This window comes from Shewanella sp. Pdp11, from assembly GCF_002838165.1.
GTDB classification, from domain to species: domain Bacteria; phylum Pseudomonadota; class Gammaproteobacteria; order Enterobacterales; family Shewanellaceae; genus Shewanella; species Shewanella hafniensis.
Window position 1 is genome coordinate 3,836,864 of record NZ_CP015194.1, and the last position, 17,740, is coordinate 3,854,603.

Annotated in this window: 14 protein-coding genes and 2 pseudogenes; 12 read left to right on the plus strand and 4 right to left on the minus strand. The window is 46.3% G+C overall.

What is annotated here, in order from left to right:
• Nucleotides 1-12: 12 nt before the first annotated feature.
• The 6 genes from AYJ58_RS16955 (at nucleotide 13) to AYJ58_RS16980 (ending at nucleotide 8,464) form a co-directional block, all read left to right on the plus strand.
• On the plus strand, nucleotides 13-3,102 hold the full coding sequence (locus tag AYJ58_RS16955) for an amidohydrolase family protein (RefSeq protein WP_106651014.1): 3,090 nt from the start codon (nucleotides 13-15) through the stop codon (nucleotides 3,100-3,102).
• Nucleotides 3,102-4,445 carry an amidohydrolase family protein gene (locus tag AYJ58_RS16960; RefSeq protein ID WP_106651015.1) on the plus strand — a complete coding sequence of 448 codons (1,344 nt, stop codon included), beginning with the start codon at nucleotides 3,102-3,104 and terminating at the stop codon, nucleotides 4,443-4,445. Before AYJ58_RS16955 ends, AYJ58_RS16960 begins: the two co-directional genes overlap by 1 nt.
• Nucleotides 4,446-4,523: 78 nt before the next feature.
• The gene (gene rcsF / locus AYJ58_RS16965) at nucleotides 4,524-4,904 is read left to right on the plus strand and encodes an Rcs stress response system protein RcsF (RefSeq protein WP_106651016.1); all 381 of its coding nucleotides are present in this window, start codon (nucleotides 4,524-4,526) and stop codon (nucleotides 4,902-4,904) included.
• Nucleotides 4,905-5,101: 197 nt separating this feature from the next.
• Nucleotides 5,102-5,836 carry a tRNA (N6-threonylcarbamoyladenosine(37)-N6)-methyltransferase TrmO gene (gene tsaA, locus AYJ58_RS16970; protein ID WP_106651017.1) on the plus strand — a complete coding sequence of 245 codons (735 nt, stop codon included), beginning with the start codon at nucleotides 5,102-5,104 and terminating at the stop codon, nucleotides 5,834-5,836.
• Nucleotides 5,837-6,472, plus strand: coding sequence for an acyltransferase (locus tag AYJ58_RS16975; RefSeq protein WP_106651018.1), 636 nt, complete (start codon nucleotides 5,837-5,839; stop codon nucleotides 6,470-6,472).
• A gap of 276 nt (nucleotides 6,473-6,748) precedes the next feature.
• The gene (locus AYJ58_RS16980) at nucleotides 6,749-8,464 is read left to right on the plus strand and encodes a proline--tRNA ligase (protein ID WP_106651019.1); all 1,716 of its coding nucleotides are present in this window, start codon (nucleotides 6,749-6,751) and stop codon (nucleotides 8,462-8,464) included.
• A gap of 83 nt (nucleotides 8,465-8,547) precedes the next feature.
• On the opposite strand, the gene AYJ58_RS16985 is transcribed toward AYJ58_RS16980, so the two are convergent.
• Nucleotides 8,548-9,504, minus strand: a complete 957-nt coding sequence (locus tag AYJ58_RS16985; protein WP_106651020.1) for an AraC family transcriptional regulator — start codon at nucleotides 9,502-9,504, stop codon at nucleotides 8,548-8,550.
• A gap of 183 nt (nucleotides 9,505-9,687) precedes the next feature.
• On the opposite strand from AYJ58_RS16985, the gene panB reads away from it, so the two are divergent.
• The 6 genes from panB to AYJ58_RS17015 all read left to right on the plus strand — a co-directional run bounded on the left by panB (nucleotide 9,688) and on the right by AYJ58_RS17015 (nucleotide 16,341).
• Nucleotides 9,688-10,530, plus strand: coding sequence for a 3-methyl-2-oxobutanoate hydroxymethyltransferase (panB, locus tag AYJ58_RS16990; RefSeq protein WP_106651021.1), 843 nt, complete (start codon nucleotides 9,688-9,690; stop codon nucleotides 10,528-10,530).
• A gap of 136 nt (nucleotides 10,531-10,666) precedes the next feature.
• A complete protein-coding gene (locus tag AYJ58_RS16995) occupies nucleotides 10,667-11,818 on the plus strand; it encodes a patatin-like phospholipase family protein (protein WP_106651022.1) in 1,152 nt (383 codons plus the stop codon).
• A 239-nt stretch (nucleotides 11,819-12,057) separates the two neighbouring features.
• Nucleotides 12,058-12,327, plus strand: coding sequence for a hypothetical protein (locus AYJ58_RS17000; protein WP_106651023.1), 270 nt, complete (start codon nucleotides 12,058-12,060; stop codon nucleotides 12,325-12,327).
• Between the two features lie 147 nt (nucleotides 12,328-12,474).
• Entirely contained in the window at nucleotides 12,475-13,182 is a 708-nt protein-coding gene (locus AYJ58_RS17005) for a YjbF family lipoprotein (RefSeq protein WP_106651024.1), read from the plus strand.
• 10 nt (nucleotides 13,183-13,192) lie between these two features.
• Nucleotides 13,193-13,978 carry a capsule biosynthesis GfcC family protein gene (locus tag AYJ58_RS17010; RefSeq protein WP_106651025.1) on the plus strand — a complete coding sequence of 262 codons (786 nt, stop codon included), beginning with the start codon at nucleotides 13,193-13,195 and terminating at the stop codon, nucleotides 13,976-13,978.
• On the plus strand, nucleotides 13,978-16,341 hold the full coding sequence (locus AYJ58_RS17015) for a YjbH domain-containing protein (RefSeq protein WP_106651026.1): 2,364 nt from the start codon (nucleotides 13,978-13,980) through the stop codon (nucleotides 16,339-16,341). The genes AYJ58_RS17010 and AYJ58_RS17015 overlap by 1 nt, the downstream gene beginning before the upstream one ends.
• A gap of 120 nt (nucleotides 16,342-16,461) precedes the next feature.
• On the opposite strand, the pseudogene AYJ58_RS17020 reads toward AYJ58_RS17015, so the two are convergent.
• From AYJ58_RS17020 to AYJ58_RS17030, 3 genes and pseudogenes are all read right to left on the minus strand, one after another.
• Nucleotides 16,462-16,901 (minus strand): annotated as a pseudogene (locus AYJ58_RS17020) (oxidoreductase); the annotation flags it as partial.
• A gap of 32 nt (nucleotides 16,902-16,933) precedes the next feature.
• Nucleotides 16,934-17,473: a dTDP-4-dehydrorhamnose 3,5-epimerase gene (gene rfbC, locus AYJ58_RS17025; RefSeq protein WP_106651027.1), complete on the minus strand. Its 540-nt coding sequence runs from the start codon at nucleotides 17,471-17,473 to the stop codon at nucleotides 16,934-16,936.
• Between the two features lie 16 nt (nucleotides 17,474-17,489).
• A pseudogene (locus AYJ58_RS17030) lies at nucleotides 17,490-17,687 on the minus strand (sugar phosphate nucleotidyltransferase); the annotation flags it as partial.
• Between the last annotated feature and the right edge of the window lie 53 nt (nucleotides 17,688-17,740).

Sequence of the window (17,740 nt, forward strand, 5' to 3'; positions counted from 1 at the left end):
TTGAATAAAATAATGCAGATAAACAATAAGATAATTATAAGCTGCAGCATGATCGCTAGCTTAGTCTCACAGACCACATATGCCCAAATCAATACAGGGACAACCTCCAATAAACTCACGGCTTTTACCCATGCTGAATTAATCATTACGCCGGGTAAGCGTTTAAGCGATGCCACTTTATTGGTTGAAAATAATCGAATTAAAGCCATTATTGAGCACGGTGACATTCCCGCTGGTGCATTTAAAATCGATTTGAGTGGTTATACTATTTACCCTGGATTTATCGATCCTTTCACCGATTATGGGATTGAGTTCGAATATCCAAAACTTGGGCTCACTCGTCCTGTCTACGATATTAAACGTATCGGCGGCAATGCAGACAATGGTGCAATTCATTCTGAAAAAGAATGGTTTAATTACGTTTATCCCAATAAAGAACGCGCTAAAGAGTGGATCAATAATGGCTTTACGAGTGTGCAAAGTAGCAAACTCGACGGAATCTTCCGAGGGACGGCTGTCAGTCTGTCATTAGCAGACAAAACCGCCAACGAAGTGATTTATCGTGCCCGCAGTCAACCTTTTATGGCATTTGATAAAGGCTCATCTGAACAAGATTATCCGTCATCATTAATGGGCAGTATTGCGCTTATTAGACAAACCTTTGCCGACGCCAATTGGTATAACCAAAATAAAAACAAATCGGCCAATGGCGCAATAAACAATCAAGTCGAATTTAATATCGCCTTTGAGCGCTTAGATAATTTAGCCGATAAGCAAATTATCTTTGAAACCAAAAATCTCAACGATCAATTGCGTGCCGCCCATTTACTCAAAGAACATAAATTGCCAGCCAACCTGCTCGGTAATGGTCAAGAATACTCGCGCATCAATGAGTTAAAGGCGCTGAACTACCCGTTAATCTTGCCTTTAAACTATCCACAGCCGCCCGATGTCGGGACAGATGATGCCGATCGCGAAGTATCCCTGGCGGATTTAAGACAGTGGGAACGTGCGCCAACCAATCCAGCAGAAGTTGCCAAAGCAGGTATTCCCTTCGCACTAACACAATTTGGTATTAAGACCGATGCTTTTTGGCCGCGCCTGCGCCAAGCCATTGTCCAAGGTTTAACTGAAGATCAAGCCTTAGCTGCACTGACCACCCAAGCCGCCGAGATGACAGGCACCGCAGATTTTACCGGCAAACTCGCACCCGGTTACATGGCAGACTTTGTTATCACTAAAGGCAATATCTTTAAAGATGGCCAGATCTACAGTGTTTGGTTGCAAGGTCAGCAGCAAAGTCTTCGCTCACTGCCCCAAGCAAGATTACTGGGGGATTACCAATTAAGCCTCAATAACCTCACACTGGATTTATCGCTGCAAGATGCGAGCAAAGGTGATAAACCCAAAATCCAAGGCAGCTTAAGCAGTGGCGAGCAAAGTATCGCGCTCACCCAACTTAAATTAGATGACGACGGTCGATTAAGCTTTACTGCCGATTTGAGCGCCGCGGGCATCAATGGTCTTAGCCGCTTTACGCTGTGGATGGCAGATGACGGCATTCAAGGTCGTATGGTCGATGCCAAGAGTCGCACCACAAATGTTGCCGGTATTGCGATAGCGCAAACTGCAGCGGTTGATAATGCCACTCAAGATGACCATCAAGCACCCAAGGATAAAGCCAACACGAGCCTAGTGAGTCACCTCACCTTCCCTAACGTTGCTTATGGACTGAGCGAAGCACCTAAGGTCGAGAAGCTGCACATCAAAAATGCCACCCTGTGGACCTCGGATAAGCAAGGCATTCTCGAACATGCAGATCTCTTGATGGCCAATGGCCGCATCGAAAAAATTGGCCAGCAACTCAGTACGCCTTCTGGTTATCAAGTCCTAGATGCAACAGGTAAACATCTTACTGCGGGCATTATTGATGAACACTCACATATCGCCATTAATGGTGGCACCAACGAAGGCACGGATGCTGTGACCTCTGAGGTACGCATTGGCGATATTATTAATCCCGACGATATTTCAATCTATCGGGCCTTAGCGGGCGGCGTCACCAGCGCGCAATTACTCCACGGCAGCGCCAATCCAATTGGCGGCCAATCGCAACTGATCAAAATGAAATGGGGTGAGCCAGCCGAACAACTCAAATTTGCTAACGCGCCCGCCAGTATCAAGTTTGCTTTAGGTGAAAACGTCAAACAGAGTAATTGGGGCGAGAAATTTGTGCAGCGCTTCCCGCAAACGCGTATGGGAGTCAAAGCCTTATTTGAAGAGACCTTCGATGCTGCCATCGCCTATGAAAATGCGTTAAAAGCCTATGATGACCTGCGCTCCAGCGATAAGAAAAAAACCGTTGCACCGCGCCCAAGTTACCGTCTGCAAGCAGTGGCCGAAGTATTAAATCAGCGACGTGATGTGCACATTCATTCTTACGTGCAGTCAGAAATTCTGATGTTTATCCGCTTAGCCGAGGCTTATCACTTTAAAGTGCAGACCTTTACCCATGTGCTCGAAGGTTACAAAGTGGCGAGTGAACTGGCCGCCCATGGCGCTGGCGCTTCGACCTTTGCCGATTGGTGGGCCTATAAGTTTGAGGTGTACGACGCGATTCCACAAAACGCGTGTTTGATGCAAAACAAAGGCGTGACCACTAGCATAAACTCAGACGACTATGAAATGCAGCGCAGACTCAACCAAGAAGCGGCGAAGTCTATGATGTATTGTAATATGTCGAAGGAAGATGCTTGGAACATGGTCACTATTAATCCGGCCAAGCAATTAAGAGTCGATGAATTTGTGGGTTCACTCACCCCAGGAAAAATGGCCGATATCGTGCTGTGGAACGCAGAGCCATTGTCGATTTATGCCAAAGTGACGCAGGCATGGGTTGAAGGAAAACGCTACTTTGACCGCGACCAAGACCAAGTCGCCCAGCAAGCCGTAGTCAACGAGCGCGCCGCACTTATCCAAAAAATTCTCAGCAGCGATGATCAAGCCAAAGCGGGTGAAAAAGTCACGCCACTTAACGAGCCACAGTGGCACTGCGACACCCACTATCAAGCATGGGGCCACACTCATGAGGGAGCCAAATAATGCAACATTCATCTAAACCGGTTTTGTTTGCGGCGCTACTGGGCGCGATTTGCACCACGCTGGCCCCAGCGATGGCAAGCGATATCGTGCCTACACCTAAACAAAGCCGCAGCGTACTGATTAAAAACGCCACAGTGCACACAGTCAGTCAAGGCGTGCTCAGCAACACTGATGTCTTGATTGAAAATGGCAAGATCACGGCTGTTGGGCCTCAACTCACCAGCCAAATCAACAGTGCAACCGTAGAAACCAGTGACACTCAAGTCGTCGATGCTAGCGGTAAACACTTGTATCCGGGCTTAATTGCCCTAGATACCAGCTTAGGCTTAGTTGAAATTGAAATGAGCCGCCCCACGGTCGATAACGCCGAGGTGGGTTATATCAATCCGCAGATCAGCACAGCCACAGCTTACAATGCGGATTCGGAGCTCATCCCGACCATACGGTTCAACGGCATTACCCACGCGCAAATCGTCCCGAGCGGCGATGGTATTGCTGGCCAATCGGTACTAGTGGATCTCGATGCGTGGACGATTGAGGATGCACTGACACCTAGTGCAGGGCAGTTCCATGTCTACTGGCCGCAAATTAAACGCATGCCAGAAGATGAAAAAAAGAAAGCCAAAGCCATCGAGAAAAATCAACAAGCAATCGACCAGCTCAATATAGCCTTTGAGGATGGCTATCGCTATTTCTTAAGTGATAAGGCCAGCGGTAAAAACAACAAGAATGAAGATCCACAGTCTGCAACCAACAACCTGCGCTGGCAGGCTATGTTGCCGCTATACCAAGGTAAAGCGACACTGTTTGCCCATGCCGACAGTGTTGGTCAAATTGAGCAAGTGATTGCCCTGACAAAAAAATACCAATTCAAATTGGTAATTGTCGGCGGATACGATGCATGGCGTTTGGCCTCAAGCCTGAGGGAGGTTAAGGCGGGGGTCATTTATCCTCATACCTTGAGTCTGCCTAAGCGTAAGGATGAACCAGTGGATTTGCCCTTTAAAATCCCCTCCTTGCTCGCCAATGCCGGAATTCCCTTCGCCCTAGGGTTTTCATCGGACTGGAACAGCCGTAACTTACCCTACGCAGCAGGTTATAGCGCCGCCTATGGTTTAACGCCTGAGCAAGCGCTTAAGTCCATCACCTTAGATGCCGCAAAACTGTTAGGTGTCGAGGATTTAGGGGCGATTGCCATGGGATACCAAGGCAGTGTTGTATTGTCCGAGGGAGACATTCTCGACCCTATGACCAATAAGATTCAGGCTATCTGGATTGAAGGACGGCAGATAGATCTGAATAATCGCCATCAGCAGCTTTATCAAAAGTACCTTAAGCGGTAGAATTTACTCAGATAATAATATCGCATCGGCGCAGCCTACCAGGGCTGCGCAGTTTTCTCCTCAATCTCAGGTCAAACCATGAAAATTATCCTCTCAAGTGCATTAGTGCTACTGCTCAGTGCCTGTGCAAGCGACTACAGTTTTAACAGTAATTTGGACGGTGAGGCGATCAATGACTATTTTAAGGCATCCGATGTCACCCTCTATGAAGGCGATACCTTGCCAAAAGGTCATTACGAATTAAAAGGTTTGGTCCAAGGGGAATCCTGTCAGCCCGATGTCAACAGCGTACCTGCGTCATTAGCCGATGCCAGAACCGAAGCCCGCCGTAACGCCGCAGATAAAGGTGCTAACGGCATTATCATCAAACAATGTGTGATGTTAGATGAAGCCGCCCAAGGTTGTATCAGCCGCGCCATGTGCGTCGGCCAAGCAGTTAAAACGGCTACCGCAGAGTAAATCCCACGCAAGCAACACACTGCTCGCGATTCGATGATCTAAGATTGCCCGTATCAACCGCTTAATGGCTGATGTTCCATGAGCAAGAATTCATGGCTAACGCTGCATAATTAGCGCTCAAAGATGGGCCTTAATGATGAGCTTAGAATGATGAACTTAGGCGGTTATGATACTTACCCTTTTAGGTAATTTTTTGCATGACATTTACCAACCAAATTGTCGCAGTAGCGACCTGCCGCACCCCCTATAAACAAAAGTTTGGCATTCCAAGACAACCCGGACTCGTTGAGGCTCGCGGCTATGTCGAACTCGAACCCCATGTCAATCATATCGATGCGGTGCGTGGCATAGAGCAATATTCCCATCTCTGGTTGCTATTTTGCTTCCATGAAAATCTTGCCCAAGGTTGGAAAACCACAGTACGGCCACCGCGATTAGGCGGCAATGAAAAACTCGGCGTATTCGCCACTCGCTCCACTTTTCGCCCCAATGGCATTGGTCAGTCTGTGGTGAAACTGCACGGCGTAGTGCAGCGCAAGGGCAAAGTTTGCCTTGAGATTTCCGGTATGGATCTGGTCGATGGCACGCCCATTATCGATATTAAGCCTTACATTCCTTTCTCGGATTCGATTACCGATGCAGTCGGCGGCATTGCTCAAGACGCCCCAAAACTGATTTCAGTGGTGTATTCCGATAATGCCAAGGCACAGATTGAACGTTACGCCCAGCAGGAAACCTACACAGATTTAGCCGTGCTTATCCGCGGAGTCTTGGGTCAAGATCCACGCCCCGCCTATAAAAAAGCCAAGGACGATCCTAAGTTATACCAAGTCGCCCTCTATGATTTAGATGTATTTTGGCAAATGGCAGTCGATGATAATGACCAAGAATACATCTTGGTACTGGAACTCAAACTGGGGAAATGTGGCTAAATGTCTACGCCTAGCTCAGAACCAGCATCTTTACCTGATTATCAAAGCCAGCATAAAAAGCGGCTCTCTTGGATGCCGTGGCTGTATTTCTCTTTAAAAGAGAAACATTTAGTCTGGGCAAAACCTTGGCAGGATGAGATCCAAGCAAGACTTTGTTCCCTCGAAACAGTCAACATCGGCGAGCATTGTTTTATCGCTCCCGAAGCGCAATTATTTGCCGAACCCAATCGCGATATCCGCATGGGTAATCGCTGCATGATCGCCGCCGACTGTTTTTTACACGGCCCAATCACGCTAGGGGACGAAGTGGCAATTAATCATGGTTGCTCCTTCGATGGCGGCAGAGTCGGTATTCAGATTGGCAGCCAGACTCGCATCGCTAATAATGTCACTATTTATGCCTTCAACCATGGCATGGCGCCAAATACGCCCATATATCAACAAGCTGCCAACTCCAAAGGCATTGTTATTGGTAAAGATGTGTGGATTGGCGCTCAGGCAGGCATAGTCGATGGTGTGAGCATTGGCGATCACGCTGTGGTGGGTATGGGCAGCATAGTGACGAAAGATGTGCCCGACTGGGCGATAGTGGCAGGCAACCCCGCCAAAGTGATTGGCGATAGACGGGATAAGTAAGCAGTAAGGATAATCTTGATACTAGCAGTGACGAAGTCACGTTCTAACAGCACAGCGCTCTTCCTTCTGTTATCCGTTATTCGTTATCCGTTATCCGTTATCCGTTATCCGTTATCCGTTATCCGTTATCCGTTATCCGTTATCCGTTATCCGTTATCCAGCATAAAAAAATGCTATTTATCTCCCAGCTAGTTGAATTTAACCTAAATACGTAGGTGACATCATCAAAGCAGGTGATAAAATGGCGACCATTCAACTCAAATTTGGACATCGGTAATGCGCGTCAGCAAGTACCTGCTATCAACACAGAAAGAAACTCCTGCCAACGCAGAAGTCATTAGTCATCAATTAATGTTACGTGCGGGCATGATCCGTCGTAATGCGTCGGGCCTTTATAGCTATCTCCCCACGGGCTTACGTGTACTGCGTAAAGTCGAAGCCATTGTTCGTGAAGAAATGAACAAAGCCGGTGCAATTGAAATTCTAATGCCTATGGTGCAACCGGCAGACTTGTGGGTAGAAACAGGTCGTTGGGAAAAGTTTGGTCCTGAGCTGCTGCGCTTTAAAGATCGCCACAACCGTGACTTCGTTCTAGGTCCAACCCACGAAGAAGTGATCACCGATCTTATTCGTAAAGAAGTCAGCTCATACAAGCAGTTACCGCTAAACCTTTACCAAATCCAAACCAAATTCCGTGACGAAGTTCGCCCACGTTTTGGCATGATGCGCTCACGCGAATTCTTGATGAAAGACGCCTACTCTTTCCACCTTGACGTCGATACCATGAATGAAACCTATGAGGCCATGTACACAGCCTATAGCAACATTCTAACGCGCATGGGCTTAGCTTTCCGTCCAGTTTTAGCTGATACGGGTTCTATCGGTGGCAGCATGTCACACGAGTTCCACGTTCTGGCACAAAGCGGTGAAGATTTAATTGCTTACTCAACGGGCAGCGATTACGCGGCTAACATTGAGAAAGCTGAATCACCTATGCCAACTGAACCACGCGGCGCAGCCACTGAAGCATTGCGTTTAGTCGATACCCCAAATGCAAAAACCATTGCTGAATTGGTTGAGCAGTTTGATCTGGATATCACCAAAACTGTCAAAACCTTGATCGTTAAAGGTGCGACCGAAGCTGCTCCGCTAGTGGCGTTGATTGTTCGCGGTGACCATGAACTCAACGAAGTCAAAGCCGACAAGTTAGACTTAGTGGCATCACCAGTAGAAATGGCGCCAGAAGCACTGATCCGTGACGCCATTGGCGCAGGTCCAGGTTCGCTTGGCCCTATTGGTCTTAACATCCCTATCGTTATCGACCACAGTGTTAGCGTCATGAGCGATTTTGCTGCTGGTGCGAATGTGGATGACAAACATTACTTTGGTATCAACTGGGAACGCGATCTGCCGACAGCGCAAGTTGCCGATATCCGTAACGTAGTCGAAGGCGAGCCAACACCCGATGGTTTAGGCACGTATGCGATGGCACGCGGTATCGAAGTGGGTCATATTTTCCAACTGGGTACTAATTACTCTAAATCGATGAACGCGACTGTACTTGACGAAAACGGCAAGTCACAGGTGCTATTAATGGGTTGTTACGGTGTCGGCGTAAGCCGTATCGTGGCCGCAGCCATCGAGCAAAACTTCGATGACCGTGGCATCATTTGGCCAGAAGCGATTGCACCATTTAGCGTGGGCATTCTGCCAATGAACATGCACAAGTCGCACCGAGTCACCGATATCGCCGAGCAGTTATACAAAGACTTAAGCGAAGCGGGTATTGACGTATTACTGGACGATCGTAAAGAGCGCCCAGGTGTGATGTTTGCCGATATGGAACTGATTGGTATCCCACACACTGTGGTGATTGGCGATCGCAATATCGACGCTGGGGTATTTGAATACAAAAACCGCCGCACCGGTGAAAAGCAAGATATCCCATTTGATCAACTGCTCGACTTCCTTAAAAACGCAGTGAAAGGCTAAGCCTCAACGCGAAATCTAGAAAAGTTTAACGATCAAAACGAAACGCACTTAAGCTCCGCTTAAGTGCGTTTTTTCTTGGCTTTTTATTGGACTTTTAATGACCTTCGTCGATCACTCGCGACATTACTTTTTATCTGTGGCTGTTTATCTTTGTATTTTTGGCACTGTACTTTTGGCAAGGTATTTTGCGCTAATAGGTACTCACTCGGAGCAACGCCCATCAACTGTCTGAACATATACCCAAAGGCTGAACCCGAGGCATAACCTAAGGATAACGCTGTAGTGAGCACAGATTCACCTCGGCTGAGCATTTGAATCGCCACCTGCAATCTAAGCCTTTGCAGCCATTGGCTATAAGTCAGCCCTGTTTGCTGTTTAAATAATCTCGCTAACGTGCGGGCCGAGGCGCCGACCTCCCGCTGCCAATCCACTAAAGTGCGCTGTTCGCTCGGATCCGCCAGCAAAGCCTCGGTAATGCGCAGTAATTTTTTATCCCTTGGATAAGGTAAATCCAAAGCGACCTTAGGCGCGAGCACCATAAAGTCACGGATCACCATCAAGAGGCGCATAACGCTATCCTTAAAATCGGGATCAATCAGCCCAGCCTCACTCTTCATCAAGGCATTAGCCTCTTGCAGTAGCAACTGCAAAACAGGCTTCACAGTCAGACAAGTACAGTCGGGTGGAAACCCGCCTATCTGGGTGTCATCCAAATACAGACTGCTCAATTGCACCTGACCTAGCGCGATAACCTCATGATCGACAAAGGGCGGCACCCACACCGCTTGTTCAGGCGGCACTATGTAACGCCCCGCAGGCGTAATCACACTCAGCACGCCTTGGCTGGCATAAATGACCTGTCCCCAAGAATGACTATGGCGCTGCACATGTTCAAACGGTTTGAGCGCTCGCTTAAGCAACATGATGGACGCGCTTAGCCCTGCGGCGGCTAAACGTGATGGCGCCACTTGAGTATGCAGAGTGATATGCTGCTGGGATAAATGCGTGTCGCTGGCTTGATTCAAGGTGTTATCGCCCAAGGTGATTTTTATATCGAAGCTTCTTTTCGTATTAGCGTGCCTCTCAATTTAGCAACGCCAATTTAGCAACGCCTTTTATTTTAAGAAATGTCTTTTTATCTAGACATTAAGTCAATCTATCGAGCCAACACCAAAGCTGCAAGCGCTAACATGCCTTATCAGATTTAACAGATTGGAGATGACATGAGCATCCACATGGATAAAAACCGCGTAACGCCCGTGACTTTACAAAAAATGAAAGGTAAAACCCCCATAGTTGCCCTCACCGCCTATGAAAAGCCGATGGCAGAACTTATCGATCCCCATGTGGATATGATTATTGTCGGCGACTCCGTCGGTATGGTGGTTTATGGGCAAGACTCCACACTCGGAGTTACCTTAGAAATGATGATTAATCATGGCCTTGCTGTCACTCGTGGCGCAGCACATGCCTGCGTGATTATCGATATGCCCTTTGGAAGTTATCAAGAATCGCCTCAGCAAGCCTTTAGACATGCCAGCCAAGTGTTGATACGTACTGGAGCGCAGGCGGTAAAACTCGAGGGTGGCGCAGAGATGCTCGACACCACTCGCTTTTTAACCCAGCGAGGGATCCCTGTGATGCCACACATAGGATTAATGCCGCAGCACGTGAATCAATTAGGTGGATTTAAAACCCAAGCAAGGGATACTGCCGCTATCGGAGCCCTCGTTAGTTTAGCGAAAGACTTTGAACAGGCTGGCGCTTTTAGCATACTGATAGAAGGCACCTCCGAACTCGCGGCGCGCACAGTGACCGCTGAAGTCTCAATCCCAGTCATCGGCATTGGCGCCTCCCCCGCCTGCGATGGTCAAGTGCTGGTAACTGAGGACATTTTAGGCTTATTTTCTGACTACACGCCTAAATTTGCTAAACGCTATATCGACTTAGGTCCCTTAATCACTCACGCCTGCGCCGAATACGCCAGAGAAGTCAGAACCGCTGAGTTTCCAACAGCAGAGCATTGCTTTGGCCTCAGCCCAACAACGAAGGTAAGTACTGATTAATTGTCTAAAGCGAAATGTTGTCGCAATCGAATAAAGGAGAAATCGAAATTTACAACTAATTAAGTCTATCGACTTGCTTTTTATAGGGCGGCGTTGCTTTAATAAAACTATTAAAACAATAAATTGAGTCTGAAGATTGCCTACATCAACTGCATTAGTATTAGGTGGCGGCGGCGCAAGAGCCGCCTATCAAGTCGGCGTGCTAAAAGCACTGGTTCAGCTTTATCCGCGTAATCACGGCATTCCCTTTAAAATCATTTGTGGCACCTCGGCAGGCGCCATCAATGGTACTTCTATTGCCACTCATGCTTCTTGTTTTCATCTTGGCGTCAAAAAGCTCGAATGGGTGTGGCGCCATTTTGAAACTCGCAAAGTCTATCGCGCATCCATCACAGGCGTGCTTGGCCATCTTGGGAAAATGGCTCTCAAAGGCATGCAGGATGATAAGGTGAATACCGATGCGGGCAGTCTGCTCGATAACGATCCACTGCGAAAACTGCTCAATGAATTAATCGATTTCAAACGCATCGACCGTAATATTCGCAGCGGCGCACTCACAGCTCTCAGTGTCGATGCCTCTTGCTACAACAACTCACGTTCGGTGAGTTTTTTCCAAGCTTCACGGGATATCGAAAACTGGACCCGCGCTCGGCGCAGCGGCGAACGTATGATGCTCAATACTGAACACTTACTCGCCAGTTCGGCCATCCCTATGGTGTTTCCTTCGATTAAACTCAACCAAGCCTATTATGGCGATGGCTCAGTCCACCAGCTAGCACCACTCTCAAGCCCTATCCATTTAGGCGCAGAAAAACTCTTAGTCATTAACCTAGAGAGCCCACACAAACACTTCCCAATGGAACTGGAATATCACCCGAAAACAGCAACCATAGCAGGCCACCTGCTCGATACTATCTTTTCAGATACCTTAAACAGTGACCTTGAGCGGCTCGAAAGGATCAATAACACCTTAAGCCTGATCCCCGAGTCAAGCCGTAACAAGCTCGCCTTACATCCGATTAAAACCTTAGTCATCAAGCCCAGCGAAGACCTCAGTAAAATTGCCGCCCGCTTCTACGATGACATGCCATGGGCAGTAAAAACCTTACTCGGTTTTATCGGCATTGATAGACAATCCGACTCGAGTATCGTGTCTTACCTACTATTCGAAAAAACCTACACCAGCGCGTTGATCGACCTAGGCTACAAAGATGCCATGGAGCAAATCGACGAACTAAAAGCGTTTTTTGGTTTAAAGTCAGAAAATAGCGCAGAATCTCATCGCTAACAGCTATGATGCAGCACTCATTGACTAAAGCAGATTTATAATGGCAAGTATCTATGGCGTGTTCATAGCAAATATAAATAACTCATTAAAATAAATGGGCTTAGCTAAAGTTGAGTAAAATTTCAATCGAAAGCCTGAATCCTCTTTAGGATTTAAGATTGATCATTTAGCTAGTATCCCCTATCATGTTTTACTAGATTAGCTAAAATCACTTAAATTTTTTCTAAAAGGGAATCACGATGAAAAAAACTTCACTAGCACTTATAGCTTCTATCGCTATGCTCAGTTCAGTTGCAGTTCAGGCGGTAGGTGAAGAAAATACATCTACTACAAGTACTACTGCTGGCGGTGCATCTGGCGGCGGTGTAGGTGGCGCAGTTGGTGGTATTGCTGCAGGTGGTATTGCTGCTGGAGCAGTGATTGCTGGGGCTGTAATCGTATCTAACAGCTCTGATGGTAACCCTATCACTAGCACAGGTACTAATACTACCACTGGTACTGGCAACTAATCAGTTATTAATGACTTTTAAACAACCGCCTATTGGCGGTTGTTTTTTTTGCTCGTTTAGAGAAAGTGAGAATCACTTCATTCATTGAAATAAGTCTCAGATATCTCTACATTAGATATTTATTACTATTGAGAATAAGCAACTCGGATGCGTATAAATAAAAAACTACTCTTACTCACAGCCTCAATTGCATTAATGAGTATCGCTGGCTGTAGTCAACGAATTAGCGCCCTCAACGATACGATGAAATTGGCTTTCATTGGAGAGAGCGATATTAAGCTCACCACCGAGCAAATAGAAGCCAATCCCTACTCCAGCATCTATGTCAAGATAGAAGGGACACCTCAAGCATTTGTAGTTTTAGCATTTGCTGAACCAAAACAAACTCTTACCTCTGTCAGACCGGCGCCAGAAGCAATGGAGCTAAAATGGCTCTCTGCAGATAAAGCAATGTTAGTGACAGTGAACGGGCGCTTGGTGAGAACTCATAGTCTGCTCTCAGGCAATTTAGCCGCGATTGAAAGTTCAGAACCCGATCCTATTCTCCTAGGTCTGCATCTAAATAGTACGCCTAAAACTTGGACTCGCACACTTGACTGGCAACCCGGCTACCATTATGGGTATAAACTTAATTCACAGTTTGATTTTATCGCTGAGGAAAAGATACTCATAAATGATACTCCCACTCAAGCATTGCATTACAGCGAGTTAGTATCTGTTGAAGGTCTTAATATTCAATATTTAAATGAGTTTTGGTTAAAACCGGATAATGGGCACGTCATTAAAAGCCGCCAGAAGATAGCACCCAATCTGCCTTTTATCGATATAACTTTACTTAAGCCATTTGCATCTTAGTGGAACCATTATGAGATATTACATCGCGCCATTGGCACTTGTACTTAGTTCAGCACTAACGGCAACCGTTCATGCTGAAACCCAGTTATTCATCAGTACATCTACGAATCAGGATGCTCAGGTTCAACTAAACTATCCGACAGCAGTGCGTATAGAAAAAATAGTACAAGACGGATTACAGCAACTCCCAGCATATAATAAAACCACGAATAAAGAGATTGTTCCTATTTATTGGTTAGGTGCGGCATTACTCGATATTCAAAATACCGCCGCTTTAGAAACGAAACGTCAGCAAGTATTGAGCCAGTTAGCTAAAATAGGCCAAGTAAAAGACGACAGTGCTTACATCGCAAAACTGGCTAAGCTCGCACAACTTATTCGCAGTCTACAACTTGGGCAGCGCGTAATGCAGCCTCTAGATATTGACCTTATTCGTATCAATGATTCATACAACTCGCTAATTGATGGTCGTTTCCTATTAGTCTTACCGCCTCGTCCAAGCACTGTCACAGTGCTTGGTGCAGTAGCTCAAACAGGGGATTTGACATGGCAAGGCCAAAAGACTAGCAAAGATTACCTCAAACAAGCAGGGTTACTCGATAATGCTGAAACAAGTTTTGTGTGGATTATTCAACCCGATGGCAAAGCGATAAAACAACCCATCGCTTATTGGAATCATCAAGAGCAAGATATTGCTCCTGGAGCAAGTCTCTACGTTGAGTTTTCAAGTCTATTTGATGACTACACTCAACTGAATGAAAACATTGTTGAATTACTCAGGAATCGAGCTCTGTAATGAAAAAGTCTAGCCACTCAATCCATACCTTAGGTCGATTATCTGCACTATCGTTGGCATTATTACCATTGCTCCAAGTAACTGCAGATGAATTTTCCTATCCTACACTTTTAGCCTCGCAATCGGATTTTGGCGGTGTAGGTTTAATGCAAATGCCGACTGGCCGTATGGCCCCTGAAGGCGAGTTTAATTTTGCCACTAGCTATAACGAAGACTACCAACACTTTAACGCCTCAGTACAATTGTTTCCTTGGTTTGAGACCACAGTACGTTATACCCAAGTGCAGGATTTACTCTATAGCAGCGATCCCAGTTTCAGTGGTAACACTAAATACACAGATAAAGGTATTGACTTTAAAGTTCGGTTGCTTGAAGAAACAAACTGGCTCCCAGAAACATCTTTCGGTGTGCGCGACTTTGGCGGAACAGGCTTGTTCGATGGCGAGTTTATTGCGGCGACCAAACGGGTTGGCCCACTAGACTTCACTCTGGGGATAGGTTGGGGCTATATCGGCAATAGCGGTAACCTAACTTCAGATAAAAAAGATCTTAACTATAACTGCGATCGTGACACTTCCTATGGCGGTAAAGGGGGAACGGTTGATTATCAGCGTTGGTTTAAGGGCTGTGCAGCACTATTCGGTGGCGTTGAGTATCAAACTCCATGGGAACCGTTGCGTCTAAAGCTTGAATATGACGGCAACGATTATCAATCCGATTTCCCTGTCGTGCGTGGCCGCGATAGGAATGCTATGCCACAGGACAGCAAATTCAACTATGGTTTACTGTATCGATTTGGTGACTGGGGCGATCTGCATTTAAGTTATGAACGTGGTAATACTTGGACGCTCGGTTTTAGTTTGCAAACGAATTTCAATACCTTAACTCAGATAAAGCGCGATCCTGCTGCGGCTAAATATAAGCCAATACCAGCGGCACCGTTAACGCATGTACAAACAGCCAATATTCCTTTAGATAGTGTTAGCCCTTCAGAAAATATCATTGCGACGGCTGATACCAGCCTATACATCAAAGCAGAAATAGCTGACACTCATTTAATCGTTCAGCCTAAAGAAGCAATGTTAAAAACAACAATTGACTGGAATAAGGTATCTCAAGAACTGCAAACTATTGCTGGTTATAACAATGCCAAGATTTATCTCGATACCGGCAGTATTACTGTCGTTGGTGAGCAAACTAAATATCGTGATAGAAATGAAGCCCACCAAAGGGCTGCCACTATACTTGCCAATAATAGCGATCTGACTCAAATCAAAGAGTATCGCTTAATTGAGACCCATTATAGCCAGCCGATTACAGAAACGCGTATTGATGCAGAAAAATTTGCCCAAGTAGCCAGCTTTGGTTACCTCAATGCTAAGGTTACTGATGCGAGTCAAGTTGCTGTCCCACGCTTACCTCAAGGTGAGTTAGTAACGCGTACTGATGAAGATTGGCTGGATAAATTAGGCTTCGATGTTGCTCCCACTATGGTGCAATCCTTCGGAGGCTCAGAAGGCTTCTACATGTTTAATATCGGTGTTACTGGGAGTGCAAACTATAAGTTTACCGATAATTTCGAATTTGGCGGTTCTCTTTATCTCAACTTATACGATAACTACGATAAGTTTTTATATGACGTACCACCAGACGGTACCGACTTGAAACGAGTAAGAACGTTAATACGCCAGTACGTTCATGATAACCCAGTGCGGGTTAATAACCTCCAATTGACATGGATGGATAATCTTAGTGATAACATTTCCTACCAAGCCTATGGCGGATATTTAGAGATGATGTATGGCGGTGTGGGGACAGAATTTCTCTATCGTCCACTCAATAGCCAATGGGCATTTGGTTTTGATATTAACTATGCGAAACAGCGAGATCCCGACAGTATGTTCGGTTTTTTTAGTGACGAAAACCAATTTGACCCTCTAACCAATCGGGCTTATCGAGTGCAAACCGGTGTTGTGACTGGGCATGCAACGGCTTATTACCAGCCGGAGTGGTTCCCCAATACTTTGCTTAGAATAAGTGCGGGGCAGTATCTTACCGAAGATAAAGGCGTGACGGTTGACTTCTCTAAACAGTTTGATAGTGGTGTTATTGTCGGTGCATTTGCGACTAAAACCAATTTATCAGCAGAAGAATACGGCGAAGGTAGCTTTACCAAGGGCTTCTATATTTCCATCCCATTCGATCTCATGACCATAAAATCGACTCAAAGTCGTGCTTTCTTGTCTTGGATGCCACTGACCCGTGACGGTGGTCAAATGCTTGGACGTAAGTACAACTTGTTTGATGTTACTGATGCGCGAGCACCTTGGTATACCAAACCGAGTGTTGAACCCGCTAAATAATGTGTACGAGTTAAAACTAAAAACGGGCAAGATAATTCTTGCCCGTTTTGTTTTCTGCCCATAAAAACGGTTTAAAAAATCGAGGACTTAATGCCACCGATAAATATCAAGTTAAGCGCTCTACTCTATTGGCGACTTGATCCCATATGGCGATGAGCGTAAATACTGTTGGTGCGCTTTCACAGTCGCACCGAGTGTTGCTGCCGCATGCCAAGGCCAATGTGGGTCATAGAGCATAGTGCGAGCAAGCGCGATAGCATCGGCCTGCCCTTGTGCCAAAATCGTTTCCGCTTTATTAGCATCTGTAATTAATCCCACGGCAATCACAGGCGTGTTGACCTCAGCTTTAATGGTCTCGGCAAAAGGCACTTGAAAGTACTCAGCAACGGGGATTTGTTGCAGCGGACTTAGCTCACCAGTACTCACATGAATAAAATCACAACTTCTGCTCTCTAATGCTTTTGCCAACACTAGGCTTTGGGATAAATCCCAACCACCAACCACCAATCGGTTGCCGAAATCCGCACACCGAGTGCCATTTTAGGCGATATCACAGCCTTGTCCTTCCTTTTAATACAAGACGAGGCTGGCTTTATGATGCTGCACTGGCGAGACTATCTCGCGCAGATAAAATCGGTGCGGTAATTAATGGCCAATCAATGGCAAATTCAGCACTGTTCCACGCGATAACACTTTCATCTTCAGGATCATAATATTGGGTACATTGATAAATAACTTCAGCATAATCGCTGAGAACATAAAAACCGTGAGCAAAGCCCGGTGGGATCCACATTTGCAGATGATTCTCTGCCGATAGCACTCGCCCAACCCATTTCCCATAGGTGGCTGAGTCGGCCCTTATATCGACGGCCACATCAAAAATGCTCCCTGCACAGACCCGCACTAACTTACCCTGCGGTTTACGCCGTTGAAAATGCAAGCCTCGCAGGACATTACGTTGCGATCGGCTGTGATTCTCCTGCACGAACACACATGACTCGAATCCCCGCTGTGCAAAGCAGGCATCAAAATAGGATTGCCTAAACGTCTCCATAAAGAAACCGCGTTCATCCCCAAAGACTTGCGGTTCAAACACCAACACTTCGGCTAACTCAGTTGCGCTACATTTCATCAAATACCTGCTTATCGAGTAATGCCTTAAATAGCGGCAAATCGTGGGGAGTGCAAATGATCAAGATGTCTCGAATATCAGCCTGCATCAGGGTGACAAGTGGATAATAAATCATAGGTTTATCGTAAATGGGCAGTAATTGCTTACAGACAACCTGCGTCATAGGATAAAGACGCGAGCCAGTACCGCCCGCCAGTAAAATGCCTTTTCTCATTGAAATATTTAAGATTGATAAGCCATGTGAAGTGCCAAGATTGTAGCATATAA